The sequence below is a fragment of the Agromyces sp. NPDC058110 genome, from assembly GCF_042884735.1.
Classification (GTDB): Bacteria; Actinomycetota; Actinomycetes; order Actinomycetales; family Microbacteriaceae; genus Agromyces.
The window spans coordinates 24,062-50,000 of record NZ_JBHVTI010000004.1 but is presented as its reverse complement, the minus strand read 5'-3'; the positions used below and the strand labels follow the sequence as shown (position 1 = coordinate 50,000).

Annotated in this window: 18 protein-coding genes; 10 read left to right on the top strand and 8 right to left on the bottom strand. The window is 73.5% G+C overall.

Annotation, left to right across the window (positions count from 1 at the left end; translation table 11 throughout):
- The first annotated feature begins 6 nt into the window (after positions 1–6).
- From purN to ddaH, 4 genes are all read left to right on the top strand, one after another.
- Positions 7–597, top strand: a complete 591-nt coding sequence (gene purN / locus ACFVS8_RS10490) for a phosphoribosylglycinamide formyltransferase (RefSeq protein WP_387061330.1) — start codon at positions 7–9, stop codon at positions 595–597.
- Complete coding sequence (gene purH / locus ACFVS8_RS10485) at positions 594–2,204, top strand: bifunctional phosphoribosylaminoimidazolecarboxamide formyltransferase/IMP cyclohydrolase (RefSeq protein WP_387061327.1); 1,611 nt, start codon at positions 594–596, stop codon at positions 2,202–2,204. Before purN ends, purH begins: the two co-directional genes overlap by 4 nt.
- A 189-nt stretch (positions 2,205–2,393) precedes the next feature.
- The gene (locus ACFVS8_RS10480; RefSeq protein ID WP_387061325.1) at positions 2,394–3,494 is read left to right on the top strand and encodes a Glu/Leu/Phe/Val dehydrogenase dimerization domain-containing protein; all 1,101 of its coding nucleotides are present in this window, start codon (positions 2,394–2,396) and stop codon (positions 3,492–3,494) included.
- 31 nt (positions 3,495–3,525) lie between these two features.
- Positions 3,526–4,779, top strand: a complete 1,254-nt coding sequence (ddaH, locus tag ACFVS8_RS10475) for a dimethylargininase (RefSeq protein WP_387061323.1) — start codon at positions 3,526–3,528, stop codon at positions 4,777–4,779.
- Here the strand turns inward: ddaH and ACFVS8_RS10470 are convergent.
- Genes ACFVS8_RS10470 through ACFVS8_RS10455 form a run of 4 tightly spaced genes read right to left on the bottom strand, consistent with a single transcriptional unit; the run spans position 4,766 to position 12,288 of the window.
- The gene (locus ACFVS8_RS10470) at positions 4,766–5,455 is read right to left on the bottom strand and encodes an ABC transporter ATP-binding protein (RefSeq protein ID WP_387061320.1); all 690 of its coding nucleotides are present in this window, start codon (positions 5,453–5,455) and stop codon (positions 4,766–4,768) included. The genes ddaH and ACFVS8_RS10470 overlap by 14 nt on opposite strands.
- Complete coding sequence (locus tag ACFVS8_RS10465) at positions 5,452–6,504, bottom strand: ABC transporter ATP-binding protein (protein ID WP_387061318.1); 1,053 nt, start codon at positions 6,502–6,504, stop codon at positions 5,452–5,454. Before ACFVS8_RS10465 ends, ACFVS8_RS10470 begins: the two co-directional genes overlap by 4 nt.
- 4 nt (positions 6,505–6,508) lie before the next feature.
- On the bottom strand, positions 6,509–9,259 hold the full coding sequence (locus tag ACFVS8_RS10460) for an FtsX-like permease family protein (RefSeq protein ID WP_387061316.1): 2,751 nt from the start codon (positions 9,257–9,259) through the stop codon (positions 6,509–6,511).
- Positions 9,256–12,288: a hypothetical protein gene (locus tag ACFVS8_RS10455; RefSeq protein ID WP_387061314.1), complete on the bottom strand. Its 3,033-nt coding sequence runs from the start codon at positions 12,286–12,288 to the stop codon at positions 9,256–9,258. Before ACFVS8_RS10455 ends, ACFVS8_RS10460 begins: the two co-directional genes overlap by 4 nt.
- 458 nt (positions 12,289–12,746) lie before the next feature.
- Between ACFVS8_RS10455 and ACFVS8_RS10450 the strand changes: the two genes are divergently transcribed.
- Together ACFVS8_RS10450 and ACFVS8_RS10445 are read left to right on the top strand one after the other, a co-directional pair.
- Positions 12,747–14,666: an ABC transporter ATP-binding protein gene (locus tag ACFVS8_RS10450; RefSeq protein ID WP_387061312.1), complete on the top strand. Its 1,920-nt coding sequence runs from the start codon at positions 12,747–12,749 to the stop codon at positions 14,664–14,666.
- Entirely contained in the window at positions 14,663–16,468 is a 1,806-nt protein-coding gene (locus ACFVS8_RS10445) for an ABC transporter ATP-binding protein (RefSeq protein ID WP_387061310.1), read from the top strand. Before ACFVS8_RS10450 ends, ACFVS8_RS10445 begins: the two co-directional genes overlap by 4 nt.
- Positions 16,469–16,555: 87 nt before the next feature.
- Here the strand turns inward: ACFVS8_RS10445 and ACFVS8_RS10440 are convergent, their stop codons facing one another.
- Positions 16,556–17,983, bottom strand: a complete 1,428-nt coding sequence (locus tag ACFVS8_RS10440) for a type III PLP-dependent enzyme (protein ID WP_387061308.1) — start codon at positions 17,981–17,983, stop codon at positions 16,556–16,558.
- The gene (locus tag ACFVS8_RS10435; RefSeq protein ID WP_387061305.1) at positions 17,980–18,642 is read right to left on the bottom strand and encodes a hypothetical protein; all 663 of its coding nucleotides are present in this window, start codon (positions 18,640–18,642) and stop codon (positions 17,980–17,982) included. Before ACFVS8_RS10435 ends, ACFVS8_RS10440 begins: the two co-directional genes overlap by 4 nt.
- A 190-nt stretch (positions 18,643–18,832) precedes the next feature.
- Between ACFVS8_RS10435 and ACFVS8_RS10430 the strand changes: the two genes are divergently transcribed.
- Both ACFVS8_RS10430 and ACFVS8_RS10425 read left to right on the top strand, forming a co-directional pair.
- Positions 18,833–19,495 (top strand): response regulator, encoded by a 663-nt coding sequence (locus tag ACFVS8_RS10430; RefSeq protein ID WP_387061302.1) that lies wholly within the window; start codon positions 18,833–18,835, stop codon positions 19,493–19,495.
- 56 nt (positions 19,496–19,551) lie between these two features.
- Positions 19,552–21,303: a sensor histidine kinase gene (locus ACFVS8_RS10425; RefSeq protein WP_387061299.1), complete on the top strand. Its 1,752-nt coding sequence runs from the start codon at positions 19,552–19,554 to the stop codon at positions 21,301–21,303.
- Positions 21,304–21,352: 49 nt separating this feature from the next.
- On the opposite strand, the gene ACFVS8_RS10420 is transcribed toward ACFVS8_RS10425, so the two are convergent.
- Complete coding sequence (locus tag ACFVS8_RS10420) at positions 21,353–21,691, bottom strand: MGMT family protein (protein ID WP_387061296.1); 339 nt, start codon at positions 21,689–21,691, stop codon at positions 21,353–21,355.
- A 34-nt stretch (positions 21,692–21,725) separates the two neighbouring features.
- A complete protein-coding gene (locus ACFVS8_RS10415) occupies positions 21,726–22,178 on the bottom strand; it encodes a GNAT family N-acetyltransferase (protein ID WP_387061294.1) in 453 nt (150 codons plus the stop codon).
- A 225-nt stretch (positions 22,179–22,403) separates the two neighbouring features.
- On the opposite strand from ACFVS8_RS10415, the gene ACFVS8_RS10410 reads away from it, so the two are divergent.
- Both ACFVS8_RS10410 and ACFVS8_RS10405 read left to right on the top strand, forming a co-directional pair.
- Positions 22,404–23,621, top strand: coding sequence for an NADP-dependent isocitrate dehydrogenase (locus ACFVS8_RS10410; protein ID WP_387061291.1), 1,218 nt, complete (start codon positions 22,404–22,406; stop codon positions 23,619–23,621).
- Positions 23,622–23,809: 188 nt separating this feature from the next.
- Positions 23,810–25,768: a heavy metal translocating P-type ATPase gene (locus ACFVS8_RS10405; RefSeq protein ID WP_387061288.1), complete on the top strand. Its 1,959-nt coding sequence runs from the start codon at positions 23,810–23,812 to the stop codon at positions 25,766–25,768.
- Positions 25,769–25,939 lie beyond the last annotated feature (171 nt).

Below are 25,939 nucleotides of genomic sequence, written 5' to 3'. Positions count from 1 at the left end.
CGTATGGTGCTGAAGCTCGTCGTGCTCATCTCTGGCACCGGATCCAACCTTCGTTCCCTCCTCGAGGCCGCTCGAGACGTCGAGTTCCCCGCTCGGGTCGTCGCGATCGGCGCCGACCGCGACGCCGACGGCCTGGCCCTCGGCGAGGAGTTCGGCATCCCGACCTTCACGGTGCCGTTCACCGCGTACCCCGACCGCGATGCGTGGGGTGCCGAGCTCATCGAGCAGGTGCGCCTGTGGGAGCCCGACCTCGTGATCCTCTCGGGGCTCATGCGGCTCGTGCCGCCCGCGGTGGTCGACGCGTTCTCCCCGGCGCTCATCAACACGCACCCCGCCTACCTGCCCGAGTTCCCGGGTGCCCACGGCGTGCGCGACGCGCTGGCCGCCGGCGTCGACCAGACGGGTGCGAGCCTCATCGTCGTCGACAACTCGGTCGACGGGGGCCCGATCATCGCCCAGGAGCGCGTGCCCGTACTGCCTGGCGACACCGAGTCGTCGCTGCACGACCGCATCAAGCCCGTCGAGCGACGCCTGCTGATCCAGGCCGTGCTCGACATCGCCAATTCGCATCTCGACCTGAAGGAACTCGCCCGATGAGCGGACACACGATCGACCCGAGCCTCTACCGCCCCCGCGACGTCGTCCCGGTGCGTCGGGCGCTCATCGCGGTGAGCGACAAGCGCGGCCTCGTCGAACTCGCCACCGAGCTCGTCGCCGCCGGCGTCGAGCTCGTCTCGACCGGGGGCACGGGCAAGGCCATCGCCGACGCGGGCCTGCCCGTCACCCAGGTCGCCGAGGTCACGGGCTACCCCGAGCACCTCGACGGCCGCGTTCGCACGCTGCACCCCGCGGTGCACTCCGGCCTGCTCGCCGACCTGCGGCTCGAGCACCATGAGACCCAGCTCGCCGAGCTCGACATCAAGCCGTACGAGCTCGTCGTCGTGAACCTCTACCCGTTCGCCGAGACCGTCGCCTCCGGCGCCGGCGAGGCAGAGGTCGTCGAGCAGATCGACATCGGCGGGCCCGCCATGGTGCGCGCGTCGGCGAAGAATCACCCGAACGTCGCCGTCGTCGTCTCGCCCGACCGGTACGCCGAGATCGCCGCGGCCGTCGCCGCGGGCGGCACGACCCTCGCGCAGCGTCAGGTGCTGGCCCGCGAGGCGTTCCGGCACACCGCGTCGTACGACGTGGCGGTCGCGAGCTGGATCGGCTCGGTCGTCGTGCCCGACCAGCCCGCAGAGGAGTCCCCGTTCCCCGCGTGGGTGGGCGGCACCTGGTCGAAGGACGCCGACCTCCGCTACGGCGAGAACTCGCACCAGCGGGCCGCGATCTACGCCTCGAACGGCGGCCGGCCCGGCATCGCCCAGTCGGTCGTGCTGCACGGCAAGGAGATGTCGTACAACAACTACGTCGACGCCGACGCCGCCGTGCGGGCCGCGTTCGACTTCGACGAGCCCGCCGTGGCGATCATCAAGCACGCGAACCCGTGCGGCATCGCCGTCGCGTCGGCCGGGGCATCCGACCCGATCGCCGACGCGCACCGCCGCGCCCACGAGTGCGACCCGGTGTCGGCGTACGGCGGCGTGATCGCGGCCAATCGCACGGTGACGCTCGAGATGGCGCAGACCGTCTCGGGCATCTTCACCGAGGTGCTCATCGCGCCCGCGTTCGAGGGCGAGGCGCTCGAGCTGCTCATGCAGAAGAAGAACATCCGACTGCTCACCCTGCCCGAGGGCTTCGAGCCGACCTCGGTCGAGCTCAAGCAGGTCTCGGGCGGACTCCTGCTCCAGCAGGCCGACCGCCGCTTCGCGCCGGCATCCGAGTGGACCCTCGCCGCGGGCGAGCCGGCCGACGAGGCGACCCTCGCCGACCTCGAGTTCGCGTGGCGGGCGTGCCGTGCCGTGAAGTCGAACGCCATCCTGCTCGCCTCGGGCGGCGCCTCGGTCGGCGTCGGCATGGGCCAGGTCAACCGGGTCGACTCGTGCAGGCTCGCCGTCGAGCGGGCGGGCGACCGCGCCGCCGGTTCGGTGGCCGCCTCCGACGCGTTCTTCCCCTTCGCCGACGGCCTGCAGATCCTGCTTGACGGCGGCGTGCGCGCGGTCGTGCAGCCCGGCGGCTCGGTGCGCGACGACGAGGTGGTCGAGGCGGCGAAGGCCGCAGGCGTCACGATGTACTTCACCGGCGAGCGCCACTTCTTCCACTGATCAGGGCGGCTCGCCGGGGCCCGTCCCGACGCGGCCCGCGAGACGACGGCGACGGATGCCGCGGGCGGCCGCCCGCGGCATCCGTCGTTCGTCGTGGCGGCCGACGATCGCAGTACCCTTGAGGTGAAGGCGCTCATGAGGCGCCCGCACCGCTCCGCCCACAAGGCGGACTCAGAAGGAGAACGATCGATGACGATCACCCACGCCCCCGCACACCCGATCCCGGCGGGGGCCACCGCAGCAGCACTCCCGCTCGACGCACCCGACCACGAACGCGTGCTCGTCTCGCACGGCCGGCGTTCCGGCCTCACGATCATCGTGGCCGTGCACTCCACCCGGCTCGGCCAGGCCCTCGGCGGCGCACGGCTGTGGCGCTACGCGAGCTGGACCGACGGCCTCGCCGACGCGCTGCGCCTCTCGCAGGCCATGACCATGAAGAACGCCGCGGCCGGCCTCGCGCGCGGCGGCGGCAAGTCCGTCGTCGTGATCCCCGAGGGCCTCGCCCTCGACGGGCGCGCGATCCACGACGCGATGCTCGACCTCGGCGACGCGATCGAGTCGCTCGGCGGGGCGTACATGACCGCCGAAGACGTCGGCACGAGCGCCGAGCTGATGGCCGTCGTCGCCGAACGCACCGAGCACGTGTGCGGGCTCCCCGCCGAGCAGGGCGGCGTCGGCGAACCGGCCGACGCCACCGCCGCGGGCGTGCACGCCTCGATCGTCGCCACCGTGGCGCACGTGTTCGGCTCGCCCGACCTCGCCGGCCGGCACTTCGTGATCTCGGGCCTCGGCCAGGTCGGCGGCCGGCTCGCCCGCTCGCTCACCGCCGCGGGGGCCGAGCTCACCGTCACGGATGTCGCGGTCGGCAAGCGCGCCCTCGCCGACGAGCTCGGGGCGGCGTGGGTCGACCCCGCCGACGCGCACCTCGTCGAGGCCGACGTCTTCGTGCCGTGCGGGCTCGGCGGCGTGCTGACGCCCGAGGTCGTGCGCGACCTCCGGGTGCGCGCCGTCGTCGGCGCCGCGAACAACCAGCTCGCCTCGCGCGAGGTCGCCGGGCTGCTCGCCGCGCGCGGCATCGTCTGGGCGCCCGACTTCGTGGCGAACGCGGGCGGCGTCATCTACCTCGACGTCGCGAGCCGCCCCGGAGCCGACCAGGCCGCACTCGACGCGCGCATCGCCGCCATCGGCGACACCGTCGCCTCGGTGCTGCGCTCGGCCGAGGAGCACGGCACGACGACCCTCGCCGCCGCCGACCGGCTGGCGCACGCGAGGCTCGACGCCGCGAACTGAGCGTGCGGCGGGGGCCGCTAGGCTCGTGGCCATGACGTCCCCCGCCGCCACGCCCGCCACCCCTGCCCGGTTCAGACCCGAGCCCACGCTCGGACGCCGGGTGCTGGCGGTGTTCGCGGCATCCGCGGCCGTCGCCGCGCTGGCCGCCGTGGTCGCCGTGCTGGCGTTCTTCATCGGCAACGCCCAGTCGCCGCAGGCCTTCGGCCAGATCTCGGGCCACTTCGCGCTCATGGCGTTCATCACCTGGGCGCTCCTGTCGGTCGGCAACGCGGCCGGCGCGACCCGCGCGTGGTTCCTCACCCTCATCACGGGCTTCACGTCGGCCTGCCTCGCATCGCTCATCGGCACGACCATCACGGCGGCGTCGATCGGGTACCCCGTCTCCGCCCCGCTGTTCCTGTTCGTCGTGGGCTCCCTGGTGAGCCTCAACCTGCTCTTCATCATCGCGGTCGTCGTGGGCGAGATGTTCCTCGCGCCCCGGGTGCTGCGGGGCATCCTCGACTACGCGCCGCAGCGCGCGCCCCGCCGCATCGCGCTCGTGCGCATTCCCGCGACGAACCTCGACGAGGGCCTGCTCACGCACGTCGAGCGCCGACCGGTCGACCACGCCCTCGCCGACGACCAGTGGGACAACTACTGCGCGGCGCTCGTGGCCGAGGGCTGGGAGACCATCGAGGTCGACGCGGCTCCCGACCTCGCCGACTCGGTGTTCGTCGAGGACGCCGTCGTCATGTTCGGCGACCTCGCCGTCATCGCCCACCCCGGCGCCGAGTCGCGTCGCCCCGAGACCGAGGCCGTCGAACGCGCGGTCCGATCGATCCCGGGGGTGACGGTCGCGAGCATCATCGCACCCGGCACGCTCGACGGCGGCGACGTGCTGAAGGTCGGCTCGACGGTCTACGTCGGCGCCAGCAGCCGCACGAACGCCGAGGGCATCCGGCAGCTGCGCGCGCTCCTCGCCCCGCACGGCTACGAGGTCGTGGCGGTGCCGCTGACGAAGGCGCTGCACCTGAAGAGCGCGGTGACCGCGCTGCCCGACGGTACCGTCATCGGAGACCCCGAGCGCATCGACGTGCCCAGCCTGTTCCCGCGCTTCCTGCCGGTCGGCGAGCCCGAGGGCGTCGCGGTGGTCGCCCTCAGCGACGAGTCGCTGCTCATGTCGTCGGCCGCGCCGAAGACGGCCGCGATGCTCTCGGACCTCGGCTACCGGGTGGTCACGGTCGACATCAGCGAGTTCGAGAAGCTCGAGGGCTGCGTCACCTGCCTGTCGGTCAGGGTGCGCTGACCTCCGCCGCTCGCGCCACGCCGTCGTGCAGTTCGAGCACGCGATCGGCCCGGCGCGCGAGCGCCGGATCGTGCGTCGTGACGACGGCCGCGACGCCGCGCGCATGCACGAGCTCGCCGATGAGGTCCATCACCGTCGCCGCCGTGCCGCTATCGAGCTGACCGGTCGGCTCGTCGGCCAGCAGGAGCCGCGGGCGGGCGGCGAGCGCCCTGGCGATGCCGACGCGACGCTGCTGACCGCCGGAGAGCTCGTAGGGGCGCTGGGCGCCGTGGGCGCCGAGCCCGACGGCCTCCAGCGCCTCGGCCACCCGGGCCTCGCGCTCGTCGGGCTGCATGCGCAGCAGTCGCAGCGGCACCTCGACGTTCTCCGACGCCGCGAGCACCGGGATGAGCCCGAACGACTGGAACACGTAGCCGAGCTGCTCCCGCCGGATCGCGGCGAGGGCGTCGTCGCCGAGCGTCGACAGGTCGGCATCGCCGAGGAGTACCCGGCCGGAGGTCGGCCGGTCGAGGCCGCCGAGCAGGTTCAGCAGGGTCGTCTTGCCGGCGCCCGACGGCCCGGTGACCACGAGCAGCTCGCCCGGGCGCACCTCGAGCGAGACATCGGCAACGGCGTGGACGACGCCCGCCTCGGTCTCGAAGTCGCGGCTGACGTGTTCGGCGGCGAGCGTGCTCATCGCGCCTCCTCCTCGGGGTGCTGACGCGGATCGGCTGCGGGGGAGGGCGCGGAAGCCGACTCAGGACCGACCTCGGGCACGGCCTCGGGCCCGGGCACGGCCTCGGGCCCGGCCGCCGCCTCGGCCGCCGGCGCCGCAGGTCCGGGATCTGCCGCGGACGAGGGCGTTCCGCCGCCGGGCCAGACGCCCACGTGGTCGGGCTCGAGGGCGAGGCGCACGCGGTCGTGGAGGTCGAGGCGCTGCACGAACTCGTGGGGCAGCTGCAGTCGCCCCACACGGTCGAGCACCGCGAACTCCTCCGCGACGTGCTCCTCTGCTCCGTGCTCGTCGACGCGGGTGGAGCGCAGCACCTCGGTGGAGGTCCGGCCGTCGCGGATCTGCACGGTGCGCCGCACGTGGCCGGAGACGGTCGGGTCGTGCGTCACGATGAGCGTCGTCACGCCGAGCTCCTCATTGACGCTGCGCATGGCCTCGAGCACGGCCGACGAGGTCGCCTCGTCGAGCTCGCCGGTCGGTTCGTCGGCGAGCAGCACGAGCGGATCGTTCGCGAGGGCGACCGCGATCGCGACGCGCTGCTGCTGACCTCCCGAGAGGTCGGCGGGCCGCCGGTCGCGCACGTCGCCGACCCGGAGCAGGTCGAGCAGCTCGCCCACGCGGCCGGCCCGCGCGGGTCCGCGCGAGGTGCCGGCGACGCTCATGGCGAGGGCGACGTTCTCGGCCGCGGTCAGGTAGGGGAGCAGGTTGCGCGACGCCTGCTGCCAGACGAAGCCGACGGTGTGCCTGCGGTACTGCACGCGCTCGCGCGATCCCATGGCGAGCAGGTCGTGGCCGGCGACGCTCGCACTGCCCGCGGTGGCGGTGTCGAGGCCGGAGAGGATCGTGAGCAGCGTCGACTTGCCGGAGCCCGAGGCGCCGATGACGGCGACCATCTCGCCGGGATCCACGCGCAGGTTCAACCCCTGCAGCGCCTGCACCTCGACGCCGTCGGCGGTGAAGATGCGTACCAGGTCGGTGCACAGGATGTGCGGGTGGGTCAGCGTGTCTGCCACGTGATCATCCTTCCTCCTCCTTGCGCATCGCGCGGGCCACGTCGATGCGCGAGCCGAGCGATGCCGCCAGCGCCGACGCGACGACGGTGACGACGACGGATGCCGCGAGCACCGCCGAGATGAGCAGCGGGTCGTACGCGACCGCCGGTTGCGCGTCACCGCCCGTGAACGCGCTGAGGTCGATCCCGCCGAGCACCACGAAGGGCAGCACGGCGCCGAGCGCCGCCCCGACGACGAGCGACACCGCCGCGACCGGGCCGATCTCCCACGCCACGAGCCCGCGCTCGCCGCGCCGGTCGAGTCCGAGCGTCGCGAGCAGGGGAAGCAGGCGCTCGCGCGCCGGGCGGCCGACGACGAGCGTGAGCACGATCGCGAGGGCCGTGAGCAGGCTGGAGAGCACGATCGCGGCGATCAGCGCGGCGATGAGCCCCTGCACGGTCGGGCCCGAGTGCAGGGCCTCGGCGAGGCTGCCGGGGGTCTCGACCGTGCTGCCCGGCGCGATGCGCTCGAGCGCCGCGACGACCTCGTCGGCGTCTGCGCCCTCGTCGAACCGCACGAGCACGGTTCGCGGCACGAGCGTGTCGGTGTACGGCTTCGCGTTCGCGCGGTCGATCAGCATCCAGTTGGCGCGCGGCGAGTACGCGGTGGTGCCGTCGACGACGCCGACGACGGAGTACGGGTCGCCGTCGAGCTCGACGTCGTCGGCATCCGCCGTCACCGCGGCGACGACGCCCGAGAGCAGCACGGGCACGCCGTCGTCGGCGGCCGGGGCGGCCAGTGCCTCGGGCAGCGGCGTGGCATCGGGGCGGCCCTGCTGCACGGCGCGCATCTCGGCGACGTCGACGACGATGAGCGTCGTCGTGCGCTGGCGGCCGTCGATCGAGATCGAGGCGTTCCTCGACGAGTACACGGGAGCGATGGCCGCGACGCCGGGCGTGTCGGCGAACTCTCCGAGCTGCGCCTGCGTCAGCGGCAGCCCCGACACCGAGGCATCCGCCCCCACCCGATGGGATGCCGCGGCGTCGACGCCCGAGCGGATCGTGCCGAGCAGCACCGACGAGAACACCGCGACCGAGACGCCCACGACGACCGCGAGCACCGGCACGAGCCCGGCCGACGGGTCGCGCAGCGCGCGGGCCGACCCGAGGAAGCCCACGAGCCCCGGCTTCGCGGCCATCGACCGCACGATGCGCGCGAGCGGCAGCGGATAGACCCGGAGCACGACGAGGCACGCGGCGAGCGAGAGCAGCAGCGGCACCGCGGCGAGCAGGGGGTCGACGCCGACGGCGGCCGCGGAGCCGGCCAGGCCGCGGCGCAGCAGCAGCACCACGGAGGTCGCGGCGAGCAGCACGACCACGAGCTCGCCGATCCAGCGCAGCCGTCCGCCGCCCGCCGTGCCGAGGTCTGCGCGGGCGCGACGCAGCGGGCTGAGCGAGGGCGCCGAGGCGATCAGCAGCGCCGCCGGCGTCGCCGCGAAGACCGCCGCGACCGTCCACCCGACCGGCCCGCCGTCGGCGTCGAAGGCGAGCGTGCCGGCGATGCCGCCGACGACCGCCGCGGGCACGCCGATCAGGGCGCCCTCGAGCGCGAGGATGCCGCGCAGCTGCCCGGTCGAGGCGCCGCGTGCCGCGACGAGCTCGAGGCCCTCGCGTCGCCGTTCGAACACCACGCGAGCGCCCAGCACGAGCACGGCGACCATGACGCCGATGGGACCGGAGGCGACGGTCGCGAGCACGGCGTCGCTCGCGGTCGCGGCGGCGGTCGCGACCGCGAGTTCGTCGCGCAGGCTGCTCGAGAAGCCCAGCTCGCCGACCGTGAAGTACTCGTCGATCCATTCGCCGTCGCCGACCACGTGAAGGTCGCTCGAGAAGCGGCCGAGCATGGTCTGCAGCCCTGCCGTGGCGTCGGCCGTGATGCGCGACGTGTCGATCGGGATCCAGACCTCGAGCGTCAGCGGCACGCTGACCCGGGCGAAGTCCGCCCAGGAGGCGGGGTCGAGGAACGCGATGGCGGTGATCTCGGGCGGTGCGAGCCCGTTGTCGACGACCGAGGGCTCGAGCGCGGGCACGAGATGCGTCCACACCCCGTCGTCGGGGTCGACGGCCGCCACGGTGCCGGCGAGCACGACCGGCTGCGGGGCGCCGTCGACGTCGATGATCCGTTCGTCGCCGATCGCCCACTCCATTCGCTCGGCGACGGCGCCGGTGAGCACGAGCTCGATGGGGGAGTCGGACGGCACGTCGGCGTCGACGGGTGCCGGCCAGTCGCCCGCGGTGAGCTGGAGATGCTCGCGCATGCGCGGGTCGAAACCGGGCATGATGCGGTACGACGGCGAGCTCGGGCCGGCGCCGGGCACCTGCGCCCTGATGGGCGCGACGGTGAGCATCGCGAGCGGGGGTTCGGTGATCGCGGCGAGCGGCGCGGGCATCTCGTCGACGATCGCCGAGAGGCGGTCCTCCTGCGCGCCCCACACGGCCGCGACGTCCTCGTCGAGCGTCGTCGCGCCCGATGCCGGACCGACGCCCGGGCGTTCGCGCGAGGTCGCCGTGAGGTCGAGCTCGGCCGCGGGCACCGACTCCAGCTGCTCGTGCAGCGCGGCGGTGTGGAGGGCCGTCGCCGCGCGGGGCACGGCCGTCGCGAGCAGCGCCCCGGCGAGCACGAGCATCGCGAGCAGGATCGATGCGCCCGGCGAGGTGGTCAGCTGGCGTCGCAGCAGCCCGGCGGTCGAGAGGTGGGAGTGGTGCGCCCGGCTCATCGTTCCTCCTCGCGGATGCCGGGCGTCGCCGCGAGTCGCCTGACGGATGCCGCGGCCGCGAGGCCGACCGCGGCGGCGATCGCGAGGAACGCGACGAGCGCCGCAGCCCAGGGCAGGGCATCGAGTCGCAGGTCGACCGCCAGCCCGGCGGGCGCGCCGGCGACGGCGGCGCGGGCCAGTTCGCGGGCGGTCGTGAGCCCGGCGAGCGCGCCGACGACCGCGCCGATGGCGACGGCGGAGCCGACCGCGGTCGCGAGCTCGGCGAACCGCGACCGCGCCTGCAGGCCTGCGGGCATGCCGAGCGCGCGCAGCACGACGACCTCGCCGAACCGGGTGCGGGCGAGTGCCGCGGTGAGCGCGGCGAGGGCGACCGCCGCGAACGCCAGCGCGCCGCCCGCCCCGGCCCAGAGCGCGGCCACGGCCGGGCCGATGAGCGGGGAGGACGACGCATCCGCTCGTGTGGTTGCGGTGAGCGCCGTCGTGCGGCCGTCGCGGATGCCGTCGGCGACGCCGGTCGGGTCGGCCGTGGTGATCCAGCGCTCGGTCGACGCCGGAACGCCGGCGTCGGCGCGGAACGCCGCCGCCGAGAGTGCGCCGAGGTCCGCGAGCACGCCCGCGTCGCCGGCACCGGGAACGGCGGGGGTGATGCCCGCGACGGTCGCCTGCACGTCGGCACCGCCCGTGAGCACTCGGAACGCGAGGGAATCGCCCGTCTGCGCGCCGAGGCGTTCGGCGAGGGCCGCGCCGAGCACCACCTGCACGGGTGCCGGCTCGGCGCCGCCGTCGACGGGCGCCCGCCCGCTCGGGCGCTCGGCGCTCACGCGCACGGTGCGTTCGGGCTCAGGGGCGGCTCCCGCATCGGCGCCGTCGAAGGTCGCGCCTCCGAAGCCCACCTCGACCTCGCCGAGCCCCTGCGAGCCGGTGAGGGCCGCATCGAATCCGAGCAGGCGGAGCCCGTCGACGTCGGGGAGCGTCGCGGTGCCCGAGCCGCCGCCGGACGCGACCTCGAAGGACCCGGCCGGGATCCGGCTCGCGTCGCCGCCGGGGCCGAGCACCCACGCCGACACGGCGACCTCGCCGGGAACGCCGACGGGCGCGGTCACCCGCACCGGGACCTCGAGGGACGTGGCGCCCGTCGGGACCCCGGCCCCCGGCGACCCGGGCACGAGCACGTCGGCCGCAGCCGGCAGCAGGCCCGCCAGGTCGGCGTCGTGCACGGGCAGCGCGACGAGCGTCGCCGGTTCGGAACCGATGCGCACCTCGCCCGTGAACACCGGGAGGCTCGCATCGACTCGCGCGGAACCCGCGAACGGGTCGTCGAGGGCGAGCGGATCGGGGCCGCTCACGACCGACCGGCCCGCGAACGCGACCCGGACGTCGCCGCCGAGCGCCGAGGCCGCGGCCGCGCGGTCGAACGCCTGCCAGCTGCCCGCGAAGGCGGCGGTGAGCGTGAGCCCGCCGACCGCGAGCACGGTCACGAGGGAGGCCGAGGCGTAGAGCCCGGCACGGCGGGCCAGCTGCCGCATCGGCAGTGAGGGCACGAGGCCGGGTCGGCGGGCGGCGACGCGTTCGAGGCCGTGCGCGATCGGACGCATCAGGGCGTTGCCGACCAGGGCGAGCGCGACCAGCACGAGCACCGGGGCGAGCACGGCGACCGGATCGACCTCGAGCACGCCGGCCGAGTCGCGAACGAGCGGGGATCCGTAGAGCCGGAACTGCCACAGCGTCAGCGCCGCGGCGACGGCGACGAGCAGCACGCCGCCCGCGACGGCCGCGCGCGGGATCCGGCCGACCTCGTCGCCCGAACCGCGCAGCAGCGGGCGCGTCGCCTCCCACCAGGCGCGCCCGGCGACGAGCGCGATCGACCCGAGCACGCAGGCGACGCCGACGGCCGCGGCGGTCGTCGGGATGCGCGGCGTGCCGGGCACGACGGCGTCGAGCACGCCCCACGCGATCGCGATGCCCGCGAGTGCCGCCGGGATCGCCAGCGCCGCGACCTCGGCGGCGGTGCCCGCGACCAGCCTGAGCGCCGACGCGCCCCGAGCGCGCAGGAGCACGGTCTCGCCGCGCCGCGCCGCCGCGAGGAGCGCTGCGAGCCGGTCGATCGCGGCGAACCCGGCGAACGCGAGCAGCAGCACGGGCAGGGGGGCGATCGCCCGAACGGCCGTGAGCCCGGCGAGCAGGCGGTCGAGCGTCGCGGTGAGCCCACCCGAGGCGGCGAGCCCGTCGGTGCCGATGCCGTCTGTCGCGCGGAGGGCGGGCTCGACGTTCGGCAGCGTCGAACGCAGCGCAGCCGCCCGCTCGGGCGTCGCGCCGTCGACGGTCGCGGTCCAGCGCACGACGACCGCCGCGGGCAGGTCGGCGAGGTCGGCCTCGTCGGCGACCGCGAAGGGGCCGGCGGCGCCGTCGACCAGCCCTGCAGCCACGATCGGCTCGCCGAACCAGGCGGGCTCCGAGGCGTCGACGGGCTGCCACGTGCCGACCACCACGAGCCGGGTGCGCGCGGAGTCGCCCAGGTCGACCACGTCGCCGAGGCCGATGCCGAGCGCCTCCGCCGCGGTCGCCTGCACGGCGGTGGCGACGGCGCCGGGACCCGCCTCGTCGGCCGCCCCGGCCGCCTGCGGGTCGTCGGGCCAGACTCCGTCGACGAGGCTCGCGCGCCCCTCGAGTCCGGGGTCGGCGAGCAGCACCGCGTCGAACGGGCGCCCCTCGGTCTCCGCCTCGACGGGCGTGGTCTGCACCGACCGCTCCCAGGCCGCGCCGGACGGCACGATCATGCGATCGAGCACGGATGCCGCGGCATCCGCCTGCTCGTCCGGATCCGCCGACATGCGGATCTGCCACCGCGCGGCCCCGTCGACCCCGGTGGCCGAGGCGAGGCTGCTGCGCAGCCCGGTGGTCGACGAGCCGGCCAGCGCATCGAGCACCGCCGTGCCGAGCAGCACGAGCACCAGCACGACGCACGCGATCGCCGCGAACACGCCGCCGTGCGCGCGTGCGCGCGCTGCTGCGGTCGTGATCGCACCCACGAGAGCTCCTCGGTCGTCGTTCGGGCCGCGACGAGGGCGGAGTCAGGGCGACCCTCGAGCGCAGGACGAGTGGGCACAGCCTACTCACGAATCCGGTCTTGCAGGGAAGGGATCCTGCGTAATAGTCTGTAGGGCTGGCTGCGCTCGCCGCGGCCCGCTGGTGATGAAGACGACGATGACGCAGGAGGACACCATGCAGACAGACAGCTACGCCCGCCCGTTCGTGGCCGGTAGCGCTCTGCGTCCGGTCTCCTCGGCCCAGGGCGCGCTTCGCGGGTAGCCAGACCCGGCTCCGCAGGCTCAGCCTGCCCGATCAGCGGGAGCTTCCTCCTCAGAGGCAGACCCGCCCGGCGGTCCCACCGCCTTCTCGTCGCCGTCCGCGACGCTGTTCCAGCCCACGCGCTGCCGATCCGCCATCAGTGTGCGGTCCTCGGCAACCGTTTCGAAAGGGATCCGGCTTGTCCGCCACCCAGCACCACCCCGACCCCACGTCCACCCCGAACGCGGTGCGCGCGCTGTGGCGCCTGCGCCCGTTCATCGGTCGCGCCGCGCCCGCGTTCGTGCTGAGCGCCGTGTTCGCCTCGGCGGGCCAGCTCATCGGCCTCAGCATCCCGCAGGTGCTCGAGTCGATGGTCGACGGCCCGCTCGCGCACGGCGAGGCGTCCGCCGTCGTGCCGTTCGCCCTGCTCATCCTCGGCCTCGGCGCGCTCGAGGCCGTGATGTACGCGCTGCGCCGCTGGGTCGTCGTCGGCCCGGGCACGCGGGTCGAGTCGCGCATGCGCAACGCGCTCTACGCCAAGCTGCAGGACCTGCCCGTGAGCTTCCACGACAAGTGGCCGAGCGGGCAGCTCCTCTCGCGCGCCGTGAGCGACCTCGGCCTCGTCCGCCGCTGGCTCTCGTTCGGGCTCGTGTTCACGTTCGTGAACCTGCTCACGATCGTGGTCGGCACGGGCATCCTCATCTCGATGAACTGGATGCTCGGGCTCGTGTTCTTCGTGTGCGCGACGCCGCTCTGGATCGTCGGCTTCCGCTTCGAGGGCCGCTACTCCGAGATGTCGCGCCGCAGCCAGGACCAGGCGGGCGACCTTGCGACCGCGGTCGAGGAGTCGGTGCACGGCATCCGCGTGCTGAAGGCCTTCGGCCGGGGCAAGCACGCGCTCTCGAGCTTCCGCAGGCAGGCGGAGTCGCTGCGCAGCACCGAGATCGAGAAGGCGCGCCTCGACGCGAACATCTGGGCGTGGCTGCTGCTCGTGCCCGCGCTCTCGATCGCGCTGTGCCTCGGCCTCGGCATCTGGCTCACCGCGAACGGGCAGATGAGCGTCGGCGCGCTGGTCGCGTTCTTCGCGACCGCGACGATGCTCGCCTGGCCCATCGAGTCGATCGGGTTCCTGCTCGCGTTCGCGCTCGACGCGCGCACCGCGACCGACCGGTTCTTCGAGGTCATCGACGCCGAGAACACCGTGACCGACCCCGAGGCGCCGCGCGTGCTCGACCGGGCGTCGGGCGCACTGCGCTTCGACGACGTGCGGTTCCGCTACCAGGACTCGCCCGAGCGGTTCGGCGACCTGCTGCAGGGCGTCGACCTCGACGTGCGGCCGGGGGAGACGATGGCGCTCGTGGGCCTCACCGGCTCCGGCAAGACGACCATGACGGCGCTCACCACGCGCCTCTACGACGTCACCGGCGGCTCGATCACGCTCGACGGCGTCGACGTGCGGGCGTTCACGCGCGAGGAGCTCCGACGGCACGTCGCCATGGCGTTCGAGGACGCGACGCTCTTCAGCGACTCGGTACGGGCCAACGTGCTGCTCGGGCGCCCCGAGCTCGAGGGCGAGGCCGCCGAGCAGGTGCTGCACGAGGCGCTGCGCGTCGCCCAGGCGGGCTTCGCCTACGACCTGCCCGAGGGTGTCGACACCAAGGTCGGCGAGGAGGGCATGAGCCTGTCGGGCGGGCAGCGTCAGCGGCTCGCGCTCGCACGAGCGGTCGCGGCCAAGCCCGCGGTGCTCGTGCTCGACGACCCGCTCTCGGCGCTCGACGTCGCGACCGAGGCCCGCGTCGAGGCCGAACTCCGCACGGTGCTCGCCTCGACCACGGCGCTCATCGTCGCGCACCGCCCCTCGACGGTCATGATGGCCGACCGGGTGGCGCTCCTCGAAGACGGCCGCATCACCGCGGTCGGCACGCACTCCGACCTCCTGCGCGAGTCGGAGCACTACCGCTTCGTCATCTCCAGCCTCGAGGACGAGGCCGTGAACCAGCCGGGATTCGGCGAGGTCGCGGCATCCGACACCGAGGCGGCCGGACGCGAGGCGGCCGAACGGGAACTCAGATTGCAGAACACCATGACCGGACCGATCAGCACGGGAGGCGCATCATGAGCGTGAGCGGCGTCCAGGGCGAAGAACGCCTCGACTACACGCGCGCCGAGTCGCGCGAGATCCGGCGCCGTTCGGGGCGCCTCCTGGGGTCGCTGCTGCGGCCGCAGCGCACGCGCCTGTGGCTCACGGCGCTCGCCGTCGTACTCTCGTCGGCGGCGCAGGCCGCAGGCCCGGCGATCATCGCGTACGGCATCGACAGCGGCATCCCCGCGCTCCTCGAGCAGGACTGGTTCCCGGCCGGCATGGCCGTGCTCGCGTACCTCGCGACGGGCGTCGTCGGCGCGTTCCTCATCTCGGTGTACATCCGCCTGTCGGCGCGCGTCAGCCAGGCGGTGCTCATCGACCTGCGCACGCGCGTGTTCCTGCACACGCAGCGGCTGAGCCTCGAGTTCCACGAGTCGTACACGTCGGGCCGCATCATCTCGCGGCAGACGAGCGACCTCGACGCGATCCGCGAACTCCTCGACGAGGGACTCGTGGTGCTCGTGCGCTCGTTCACCTACATGGCGTTCACGGCGCTCGCGCTCGTGCTGCTCGATCCGCTGTCGGGACTCGTGCTGCTCGTCGCGCTCGTTCCGATGACGCTCGTGACGCGGTGGTTCCAGGTGCGCTCGCAGGCGCTGTTCCGGCGTTCGCGCGTGGCGTCGGCGAGCCTCATCGTGAAGTTCGTCGAGACCATGACGGGCATCAGGGCCGTGCAGGCGTTCCGCACCGAGCGCCGCAACGCCGACGAGTTCGGCGACCTCGTCGAGGACTACCGCGATGTCAACGCGCGCGTGCTGGGGCTGTTCACCGTGTTCAACCCGGCGCTAGCGTTCATCGGCGCGGTCTCCGTGGCGGCGACGATCGTGCTCGGCGGGTTCCGCGTGGTCGACGGCTCGCTCGCGATCGGCGTGCTGCTCGCGGCCGTGCTCTACGTGAAGCGGTTCTTCGACCCGATGGAGGACATCGCGGTGTTCTACAACGGCTACCAGTCGGCTTCGAGCGCGCTCGAGAAGATCTCGGGAGTGCTCGACGAGAAGCCGGGCGTGCCCGACCCGACGCACCCGGTCGACCTCTGGAACGCGAAGGGCCGCGTGCGGTTCGAGAACGTCGAGTTCGCGTACACGCCCGAGCGGGTCATCCTGCCGCGCTTCGACCTCGAGCTGCCCGCGGGGCAGACGATCGCGCTCGTCGGCTCGACGGGCGCCGGCAAGACGACGCTCGCCAAGCTCATCGCCCGGTTCTACGACCCGAGCGACGGCGTGGTCGAGCTCGACGGCGTCGACCTGCGTGCGCTGCACCCGAAGGACCTGCGCCGCGCGATCGTCATGGTCACGCAGGAGGCGTACCTCTTCTCGGGGTCGGTCGCCGACAACATCGCGCTCGGCAAGCCCGACGCGACGTTCGCCGAGATCGTGGCCGCGGCCGAGGCGGTCGGCGCGCACGAGTTCATCGAGGGCCTGCCGAACGGGTACGACACCGACGTGAACAAGCGCGGCGGGCGCGTGAGCGCCGGGCAGCGGCAGCTCATCTCGTTCGCGAGGGCGTTCCTCGCCGACCCGGCCGTGCTGATCCTCGACGAGGCGACGAGCTCGCTCGACATCCCGAGCGAGCGCCTCGTGCAGGAGGGGCTGCAGTCGCTGCTGGCCGACCGCACGGCCGTCATCATCGCGCACCGCCTCTCGACGGTCGCGATCGCCGACCGCGTGCTCGTCATGGAACACGGTCGCATCGTCGAGGACGGTTCGCCGGCCGAGCTCATCGGCGGCGACGGGCGGTTCGCGGCCCTGCACGCGGCCTGGCGCGACTCGCTCGTCTGAGTCGGGGCGCACGAGCGCGAACACGGCCGCCCGCGGCATCCGTCATCGTCGGAGCGGATGCCGCCGGCGGCCGTGCCCCGCGCCGGCTCAGCGGGAGGTGTGCTGCGGGTCGCGCCCGAGCACGTGGATCGGGGTGCGGTCGATGCCGTTGAAACCCGTCGCGGTCGCCCAGGTGTAGGCGCCCATCATGGGGCTCACGAGCAGGTCGCCCGTGGCGAGCCTCGGAAGCATCGCGCCCCGCGCGATGACGTCGACGCTGTCGCACGTGGGCCCGGCGAGCGTCACGGGCTCGTACGCGCGTTCGCGCAGGCGCCGGACGGCCCGTTCCGCCGTCTCGTCGGCCGGCGGACGGAAGGCGAGCTCGGACGCGGCGAAGACGAGCGCGTGCACGCCCTCGGCCGGGATGTTCGAGTACGAGCCGTAGACGCCGTCGTCGAGATGGGCCCACCGCCCGTCGGAACGCTCGGAGGTGCCGATCACGCGCGTCGCGAGCGTCATCGCGGGCGCCGCGACGAACCGGCCGGGCTCGACGATCACGCGGTACCTCTCCGGCGCCTCCGCGAGCGCCTCGCGGATGCCGTGCGCGATCACGCCGACGGCCGGCACCGGCTCGTCGTAGGCGACCGGGAACCCGCCGCCGAGGTCGAGCGTGTCGAACTCGACCCCGAACCGGTCCTCGAGGGCGCGCATGAGCCTCAGCGTGCGGGCGACGGCCCGCTGCCAGGGGCGAGCGCTCGTCGTCTGGCTGCCGACGTGGAAGGTGAAGCCCGCAACCGGCCGCCCCGCCCGCAGGCAGTGCTCGACGAGCGAGGGAGCGTCGTCGGGGGAGACGCCGAACTTCGCGGACAGGTCGGAGACGGCATCGGGGTTCGGGAACGACAGCCGCACGAGCACCCTGGCGTCGGCGGGCAGGCCCGAGAACTTGTCGACCTCGCCGGCGTCGTCGACGACGAAGGTGCGCACGCCGCAGTGGTACGCGCCCGTGAGATCCGCGACCGTCTTCACGGGGTGCGTGTGCACGCACCTCGACAGGTCGACGCCCTCGTGCTCGAGGAGGTCGAGCTCGCGCCGCGAGGCGACGTCGAAGCTCGCGCCGAACGCGTCGACGGCCCGGATGAGCGCGGGGTGCGGCAGCGCCTTCAGCGCGACCGCGATCTCGACGCCGGGCAGCTGCCTCCGGAGTTCGAGCAGCTGCGAGGTGATCGCGTCGGGGTCGAGCACGAGCAGCGGCGTGCCGTGCTCCTCGACGAGCGCCGCGAGGCCGATGCGACGGGCCTCGCGTGCGAGGCTGCGGCGCACGAGCTCGCGGTGGGGCGGCACCTCGTGCGCCTCGGCCGGCCCCTCCGTGTGCGGCGGCAGCCCTTCGTGCAGGCGCGCCTCGGCCTCGGCCTCGCCGGCGCGGCGTGCCTCGCCGGCGCGGCGTGCCTCGCGGCGCTCGGCCCTCGTGCGGCGCCGCGACGCGCCCGCGGGTGCGCGGTCGGCGTGCCGGCCGTGCTCGGTGGTGGTGACGGTCATCGGGAGCCTCCGGTGATCAGTGGTCGGGCGAGCGCGCCCGGCCGGACGGTGGAGCGGGCAGGGGTGCCGGCCCGGTGCGGGGCGGCGTCCGACGTCGCGGGGCCTGCGGTCGCGGCGCCGGCCGAGGCGTCGCCGTGCGTCGCGGGGCCCGCCGCCGTGGCATCCGTCGGTTCCGCGCCGGGCAGGATGATGCGGCGGCCCGTCTCGAACGAGACGATGGCGATCGCGTAGAAGACGGCGTCGGCGACGAGCTTCCCGGCGAGCCACGCGCCGGGGTTCGGCCCCCACAGGGAGCCGGCCGTCCAGAGCAGCGCGGGCCGCACGAGCAGCGTGTCGACGAGCTCGGCCGGGCCGAACTCGACGGCGATGCTCCGGAGCGAGAGCCAGGCGGTGGCGAGGGCCGCCCGACCGCGGCCGTGCGCCGTGCGGATCGCCCGCACCCGCGGCGAGACGGCGTGCCCGTGCACGGCGCGCACGACCACGGGCGTGTAGTACCCGACCGTCTCGGCGAGGCTGCCGACGAGCGCCGCGACGGCGAGCGAGCCGGTCGCCTCGTGCGCGTACCACGCGCCGGCGACCGCGGCCACGGTGCCGAGCGCCTCCGCCGGGAGGTAGCGCAGCAGCCAGGCGCGTGCCCGGGCGCGCGTGATCTGGGTCATGTCGGGCAGCCTGTTCGACGGCTCCCCGCGCCGCATCGGTGCCTCCACCCACCCGGCGTCTGGGCCTGCCCTGAGCACCGCGCCCGCCAGTACCCCTAGTTTGGGGGTACTGGAAGCGCGTTCGCTGGCGGTAGGGTCGCTCAAGCGGACAAGCCCGCCGCAGTGTGCCTGACGACCGGAGGGTGCCCCCATGAACGATGCCCGCCCGCTCCGCGTCGCCATCGCCGACGACGCACTTCTGCTGCGCGAAGGCATCGCGAAGGTGCTCGAGGGCGGCGGCATCGACGTCGTCGCCTCGGTCGGCACGGGCGACGAGCTCGTCGAAGCGGTTCGCGGCGGCGGCATCGACGCGGCGGTGCTCGACATCCGCATGCCTCCGACCCACCGCGACGAGGGCGTCCGCGCCCTCGAGACCATCCGCGCCGGCGGATCGACCATCGGCGTGCTCCTGCTCTCGATGTACGCGACGCCCGAGTATGCGCTGCGCGTGATGCAGGCCGGCAGCGGCACCGGCTACCTCCTGAAGGAGCGCGTCTCCGAGCCCGAGACGCTCGTGCGCGCCGTCGAGACGGTCGCCTCCGGCGGTTCTGTGGTCGACCCTGAGGTCGTCGAGCAGCTCGTCAAGCGCACGCGCGCCGACGACCCGATCTCGCGGCTCACCGAGCGCGAGCGGTCGGTGCTCGAGCTCATGGCGCAGGGCTACTCCAACGGCGGCATCGCCCAGACCCTGTTCCTCGGCCTGAAGACCGTCGAGACGCACGTCCGCAGCATCCTGCAGAAGCTCGACCTCGAGGAGTCGCCAGAGCACCACCGGCGCGTGCTCGCCGTGCTCACCCTCCTCGGCGAACGGTGATGGCCCCCGGCCGCAGAGGCCGGATCGTCAGACGCACCATCACCATCGCGCTCGCGGTGACGCTCAGCCTCGCGATGGAGGTCGGCGGGTTCCTCGCGACGCCGCCCGACCAGCGTCCGGAGGTGTCGTACACCACGCTGCACGCGATCGTGCCGCTCGTGTTCGCGGCGTGCGCGGGCGTGGCCTGGCACATCGGGCCGGCGCGCACCCCGGCCCGCCTCATGATCGCGTTCGTCGTGCTCTGGATCCCACAGTCGTTCTACTTCGTCATCGGCGGCTGGCAGTGGGTCTGGCCGGTCGTGCGGGGCGTCGACCTCGCCTGGGCGGTCATCGCCGGCGTGCTCGTGCTCGTCTACCCCAAAGGCCGGCTGAGCGGCCGGTTCGACCGCTGGATCGCCGGCATCGCGATCGTGTCGTTCGTCGTGAACCTGCTCGTCGTGGTGCTGTTCGCCGGGCCCGATGCGAACCCGTGCGGGTGCGCCGTGAACGGCTACCAGATCGCCGAGGCGCCGGTGCTGTTCGCCGTCTCGGACCTCGGGTACCGCATCATCGGCGTGGGCCTCGCGCTCGTCATCGCCGGGCGACTGCTCGTGCGCTGGGTCCGTGCCAGCGTGCCGGCCCGCACCGTCGCGTTCCTCATGCCCGTCGCGCTGTTCGCGTGGGCGACGACGCTCTCCGCGCAGGCCGTCGGCTACCTCTTCTCGGCCGAGGCCGACATGGTGCTCGCCACGTTCTCGCTCATCGCGATCGCGTCGATCCCGGTGAGCTTCGACGCGGGCGTCGCGCACACCCGCAACATGCGCGCCAGGGTCGCCGACCTCATGCGCATCACGCGCGAGGGCGCAGACCGCGGGCTGTGGGCCGAGTCGCTCGCGCGCACGCTGCGCGACGCGTCCGTGCGGGTGTTCTGGTGGGACGAGACCAGGGGCAGGTACGCGGATGCCGCGGGCGACCCGATCTCCGAGGAGGACATCGGGTCGCGGGCGGGCCACAGCATCCTCCCGGTGTCCTCGCCCCTGGGCGCCCCCATCGCGCTCATCCGCCACGACCGCGTGCTCACCGACAACATGCGCCTGCTCGACGGCGTCTCGAGCGCGCTCAGGCTCTCGGTCGACAACGGTCGCCTGCGCTCCGAAATCGAGCGCACGCTCGAACAGGTGCGCCAGTCGCGCCAGCGCATCGTCGAGGCGGGCGTCGAGGCGCGTCGGCGCATCGAGCGCGACCTGCACGACGGCGCCCAGCAGCATCTCGTCTCGCTCGGCATGCAGCTGAGGCTCGCGGCGAACGGTGCGAGGGATGCCGGTCGGGCCGACATCGCCGACGACCTCGAGCGCACGATCGTGACCCTGAACCAGGCGCTGCGGGAGCTCCGCGAACTCGCCCACGGCATCCACCCGAGCCTGCTCAGCTCCGGCGGGCTCGCGCTCGCCGTGCCCGAGCTCGCCGGTCGCTGCCCCGTGCCGGTCGAGGTCGAGGTGCAGGGCGAGGGGCGCCTGCCCGAGCTCATCGAGTCGACCGCCTACTTCGCGATCGCCGAGGCGCTCGCGAACATCGCGAAGCACTCCTGGGCGACGCGTGCCTGGGTGCGTGCGCACGTCGTCGACGGCGACCTCGTGCTCGAGGTGCGCGACAACGGCGTCGGCGGCGCATCGGTCGACGGCGGCACCGGCATGCTGGGCATCGTCGACCGCATCGACGCGGTCGACGGCGTGCTCGCGGTCGAGAGCCCCGCGGGCGCCGGAACGACGATCACGGTGCGGATCCCGCTCGGCGAGTCGAAGTGGGGCGCGTCGGAGTGGGGGCTCTGAGCCGCAGCGCTCATGCGCTCCCGGTGGCCGGCCGAGCGGGCCGAACCGGTCAGGCGCGCCAGCGCGCCCGACGCAGGTCGATGCGGTAGCCGTCGTCGTCGCCCGACGGCACGAGCGGGGTGCCCTCGGCGTCGTAGTGCGGCCTCGCCGAGGCGGCGTGGCCGGCGGGGGGCCGTCCGTCGGCGCGCACGACGCGCCACCACGGGGCGTCGGATCCGTACCTCGCCATGACCGTGCCGACCGCGCGGGCCGCACGCGTTCCGAGGAGCGCCGCGACGTCGCCGTAGGTCGCCACCTGCCCCGACGGGATATCGGCGACCACGACGAGCACCGCCTCGACGAACCCCGTCGCGACGGGATCGGTCGGCTGCGGCATCCGTTCGCTCACGAGGTGCGCGACGCCAGGTCGTGACGCCGTCGGCTCAGAGGGCGAGCGCGCCGATGACGTCGCCGTACGCGGTCTCGCCGACGTCGGCGAAGCCGATGCGGTGGAAGAAGGCCTCGGGGCCGTCTTCGCCTGGCTCCCAGAGCACCGTGATGCGGTCGAATCCGCGGCGCTTGGCCTCTTCGGCGAGCGACTGCGCGAGGAACCGGCCGACGCCCTTGCCCTGGGCGCCCGCGTCGACGTTGATGCGCCAGATGCAGGCCCGGAACTCCTCGTGCGCGTTCTCGGGATCGAAGTTGCCGTGGATGAAGCCGACGACCCGCTCGTCGAGCGTGACGACGCGCTGCCACGAGGTGGCCGGATTCACGACCGAGGCCTCTGCCGAATAGGTGACCGGCGCGATGAACTGCTCCTGGCCGGGCTTCAACGAGAGCGTGTTCGCCGCCACGATGTTCGACGCGGACAGTTCTTCCAGTCTCAGCTCAGCCATGCTGCCAAGGCTAACCCGACGAGGCCGTACCGGGAAAGCGGGGGAGTCTCGCCCGCAGCGAACGCGTCAGGAGCGCCGAGACGTGCGTCGGCGACGGCGCTCCCGGACGCCGGATGTCTCGATGTCAAGATATCCGGACGGACACGGTAAACTGCACGATGGCGTTCGCGCGCCCTCTCGAGACTTCCTCGATTCTTCCCGACCACCGCAAGGAGACCCCGCATCGTGTCCAAGATCAAGGTTGAAGGCACCGTCGTCGAACTCGACGGCGACGAGATGACCCGCATCATCTGGCAGGCCATCAAGGACCAGCTCATCCACCCGTACCTCGACGTGAACCTCGAGTACTACGACCTCTCGATCCAGAAGCGCGACGAGACCGACGACCAGATCACGGTCGACGCGGCGCACGCCATCCAGAAGCACGGCGTCGGCGTCAAGTGCGCCACCATCACCCCCGACGAGGCCCGCGTCGAGGAGTTCGGCCTGAAGAAGATGTGGCGCTCGCCCAACGGCACGATCCGCAACATCCTCGGCGGCGTGATCTTCCGCGAGCCCATCATCATCTCGAACATCCCGCGCCTCGTGCCCGGCTGGAACAAGCCGATCATCGTCGGCCGCCACGCGTTCGGCGACCAGTACCGCGCCACCGACTTCAAGTTCGAGGGCGAGGGCACCCTCACGATGACCTTCACCCCGAAGGACGGCTCCGAGCCGCAGTCGTTCGAGGTCTTCCAGGCGCCCGGCGCCGGCGTCGCCATGGGCATGTACAACCTCGACGAGTCCATCAAGGACTTCGCACGCGCCTCGCTGAACTACGGCCTCTCGCGCAACTACCCGGTGTACCTCTCGACGAAGAACACCATCCTCAAGGCCTACGACGGCCGCTTCAAGGACCTCTTCCAGGAGGTCTTCGAGGCCGAGTTCAAGGAGGCGTTCGACGCCGCAGGCCTCACCTACGAGCACCGCCTCATCGACGACATGGTCGCGGCGTCGCTCAAGTGGGAAGGCGGCTACGTCTGGGCCTGCAAGAACTACGACGGCGACGTGCAGTCCGACACCGTCGCGCAGGGCTTCGGCTCGCTCGGCCTCATGACCTCGGTCCTGGCCACGCCCGACGGCAAGGTCGTCGAGGCCGAGGCTGCGCACGGCACGGTCACCCGCCACTACCGCCAGCACCAGCAGGGCAAGCCCACCTCGACGAACCCGATCGCCTCGATCTACGCCTGGACGCGCGGCCTCGCGCACCGCGGCAAGCTCGACGGCAACCAGGAGCTCATCGACTTCTCGCTGACCCTCGAAGACGTCGTCATCAAGACGGTCGAATCCGGCGCCATGACGAAGGACCTCGCGGCCCTCGTCGGCCCCGAGCAGGGCTACCAGACGACCGAGGAGTTCCTCCAGACGCTGGCCGACAACCTGAAGGCGCGCATCGCGGCGTAGTCGACACGGTTCGACCGGAGGGGCGGATGCTGTGGGCCCACGCGCCCGAGGCTCCGCGCATCGCGAAGCGATGTGTGGAGTGGCGTGGGGAGCATCCGCCCCTCCGTCGTCTCCCGAGCGGCGCGCCGAGGCATCCGCCCTCCGTGTCGCCCCGCCCGCCTGTACGGCGTGCGGGGCAGGATGGAGGCATGGCACGCCTGCTGAAGCTCGCCGCCCGGTACTGGGCCGTCACGCTCACGATCGCGATCGGATGCCTCGGCATCGTGCTCGCGCTCACCGGCGCCGGAGCCGTGGTGCCGTGGCTCTTCAGCGCATACGCGCTCGCCATCGCGGCGTGGCAGGCCGTCGGCATGGTCCGCGACATGCTGCGCGGGCACTGGGGCCTCGACGTGCTCGCGATCACCGCGATCGTGGCGACCGTCGCCGTCGGCGAGTACATCGCGGCGCTGCTCGTCGTGCTCATGCTCACGGGCGGCGAGGCGCTCGAGGACTACGCGAACCGCCGCGCCAAGCGCGAGCTCGACGCGCTGCTGACGCGGGCGCCGCAGCTCGCCCACCGGATCGAGGGCGACGGCATCGTCGAGATCCACGCCGACCAGGTCGCGGTGGGCGACGTGCTGCTCGTGCGCCCGAGCGAGATCCTGCCGGTCGACGGCACGCTGCGCTCGGCGGCGGCGACCCTCGACGAATCGTCGATCACCGGCGAGAGCGTGCCGGTCGAGCGCCGGGCGGGCGACGCGCTGCTGAGCGGCGCGGTGAACGGCCAGGCCGCGATCGAGATCGTCGCCACCGCGACGGCCGGTGAGAGCCAGTACCAGCAGATCGTGGCGCTCGTCGCCGAGGCCTCGGAATCGAAGGCGCCGGTCGTGCGCCTGGCCGACCGGTTCGCGGTGCCGTTCACGGTGTTCTCGCTCGCGCTCGGCGGTCTCGCCTGGTGGATCTCCGGCGACCCGGTGCGCTTCGCGGAGGTGCTCGTGCTCGCGACGCCGTGCCCGCTGCTCATCGCCGCTCCGGTCGCCTTCATCGGCGGCATGAGCCGCTCGGCCCGCAACGGCGTCATCGTGAAGGGCGGGGGAGTGCTCGAGCTCCTCGCCAGGGCGAGGACGGCCGTGTTCGACAAGACCGGGACGCTCACGCGCGGCGAGCCGGCGCTGGTGGCGATCCGGGCCGAGAACGGGTTCGCCGACGACGAGGTGCTCGCCGTCGTCGCCTCCGCCGAGCAGTACTCGTCGCACGTGCTGGCGAACTCGATGATCGAGGCGGCCAGGGCGCGGGGCCTCGAGCTCGTCGAGGCCGACGGTGCGCACGAGACGGCGACGAACGGCGTGCAGGCCAGGGTCGGCGGGCGCGACGTCGTCGTGGGCAAGTTCGCGTTCGTGCGGGAGCATGCGGGCGACGCGGTGCGCACCGAGATCGCACCTGGAGAGCTCGCGATCTACGTGGCCGTCGACGGGCGGTTCGCGGGCGCCCTGCTCGCGAGCGACCGCGTGCGCGACGACGCCCGCGCGACGCTCGCGAGGCTCGATGCGCTCGGCGTGCACCGCACGGTCATGCTCACCGGAGACGCGAAGGCCACCGCCGACCACGTCGCCGCGGAGCTCGGCATCACGCGCGTGCGCGCCGACTGCCTGCCGGCCGACAAGGTGCAGGAGGTCGCCGCCATCGATGAGCGCCCGGTCATCATGGTCGGCGACGGCGTGAACGACGCACCGGTGCTGGCCGCGGCGGACGTCGGCATCGCGATGGGCGCCCGCGGCGCGACGGCCGCCAGCGAGTCGGCGTCGGCGGTGATCCTCGTCGACGAGATCTCGCGCGTGGCGAAGGCGGTCGAGATCGGGCGCGACACCGTGCGCATCGCGCTGCAGAGCATCTGGGTCGGCATCATCGTGAGCGTCGCCCTCATGCTCGTGGCCGCGTTCGGCGTGATCCCGGCGACCGTTGGAGCCCTGCTCCAGGAGGTCGTCGACCTCGTCACGATCCTCGCCGCGCTGCGGGCGGTCGGCGGGCGCCTCGATGTCCGGTCCGCCGGCACCGCGTCGTCCCGCGCGGCCGGGTCGGTCGGTGCGGATGCCGCCGGCGCGCCGGCCGCGGAGCACGGGCCCGACTCGCCGGGAGGGAAACGCTCGGGCGCGGCGACCGGGCGCTGAGCCGGGGCCGGACCGGGACTCGGGGCGATCGCCCGGGCGTCGCACCTTCGCGGCCCCTTCGTCGCGCGACCGTCGCCCGGCCCGACCGCCGCCCGGCCCGACCGGCTGATCACGGTTCGGTAACGGCAGGGAAAAGCTCAGGAGACGTCTTGCGCATTATTTGTTCGTAAG

Bases quoted from the DNA above. Each gene is read 5' to 3' on its own strand.
- purH (WP_387061327.1), top strand. From the start codon at position 594: ATGAGCGGACACACGATCGACCCGAGCCTCTACCGCCCCCGCGACGTC.
- ACFVS8_RS10480 (WP_387061325.1), top strand. From the start codon at position 2,394: ATGACGATCACCCACGCCCCCGCACACCCGATCCCGGCGGGGGCCACC.
- ddaH (WP_387061323.1), top strand. From the start codon at position 3,526: ATGACGTCCCCCGCCGCCACGCCCGCCACCCCTGCCCGGTTCAGACCC.
- ACFVS8_RS10470 (WP_387061320.1), bottom strand. From the start codon at position 5,455: ATGAGCACGCTCGCCGCCGAACACGTCAGCCGCGACTTCGAGACCGAG.
- ACFVS8_RS10460 (WP_387061316.1), bottom strand. From the start codon at position 9,259: ATGAGCCGGGCGCACCACTCCCACCTCTCGACCGCCGGGCTGCTGCGA.
- ACFVS8_RS10445 (WP_387061310.1), top strand. From the start codon at position 14,663: ATGAGCGTGAGCGGCGTCCAGGGCGAAGAACGCCTCGACTACACGCGC.
- ACFVS8_RS10440 (WP_387061308.1), bottom strand. From the start codon at position 17,983: ATGACCGTCACCACCACCGAGCACGGCCGGCACGCCGACCGCGCACCC.
- ACFVS8_RS10435 (WP_387061305.1), bottom strand. From the start codon at position 18,642: ATGACCCAGATCACGCGCGCCCGGGCACGCGCCTGGCTGCTGCGCTAC.
- ACFVS8_RS10430 (WP_387061302.1), top strand. From the start codon at position 18,833: ATGAACGATGCCCGCCCGCTCCGCGTCGCCATCGCCGACGACGCACTT.
- ACFVS8_RS10415 (WP_387061294.1), bottom strand. From the start codon at position 22,178: ATGGCTGAGCTGAGACTGGAAGAACTGTCCGCGTCGAACATCGTGGCG.
- ACFVS8_RS10405 (WP_387061288.1), top strand. From the start codon at position 23,810: ATGGCACGCCTGCTGAAGCTCGCCGCCCGGTACTGGGCCGTCACGCTC.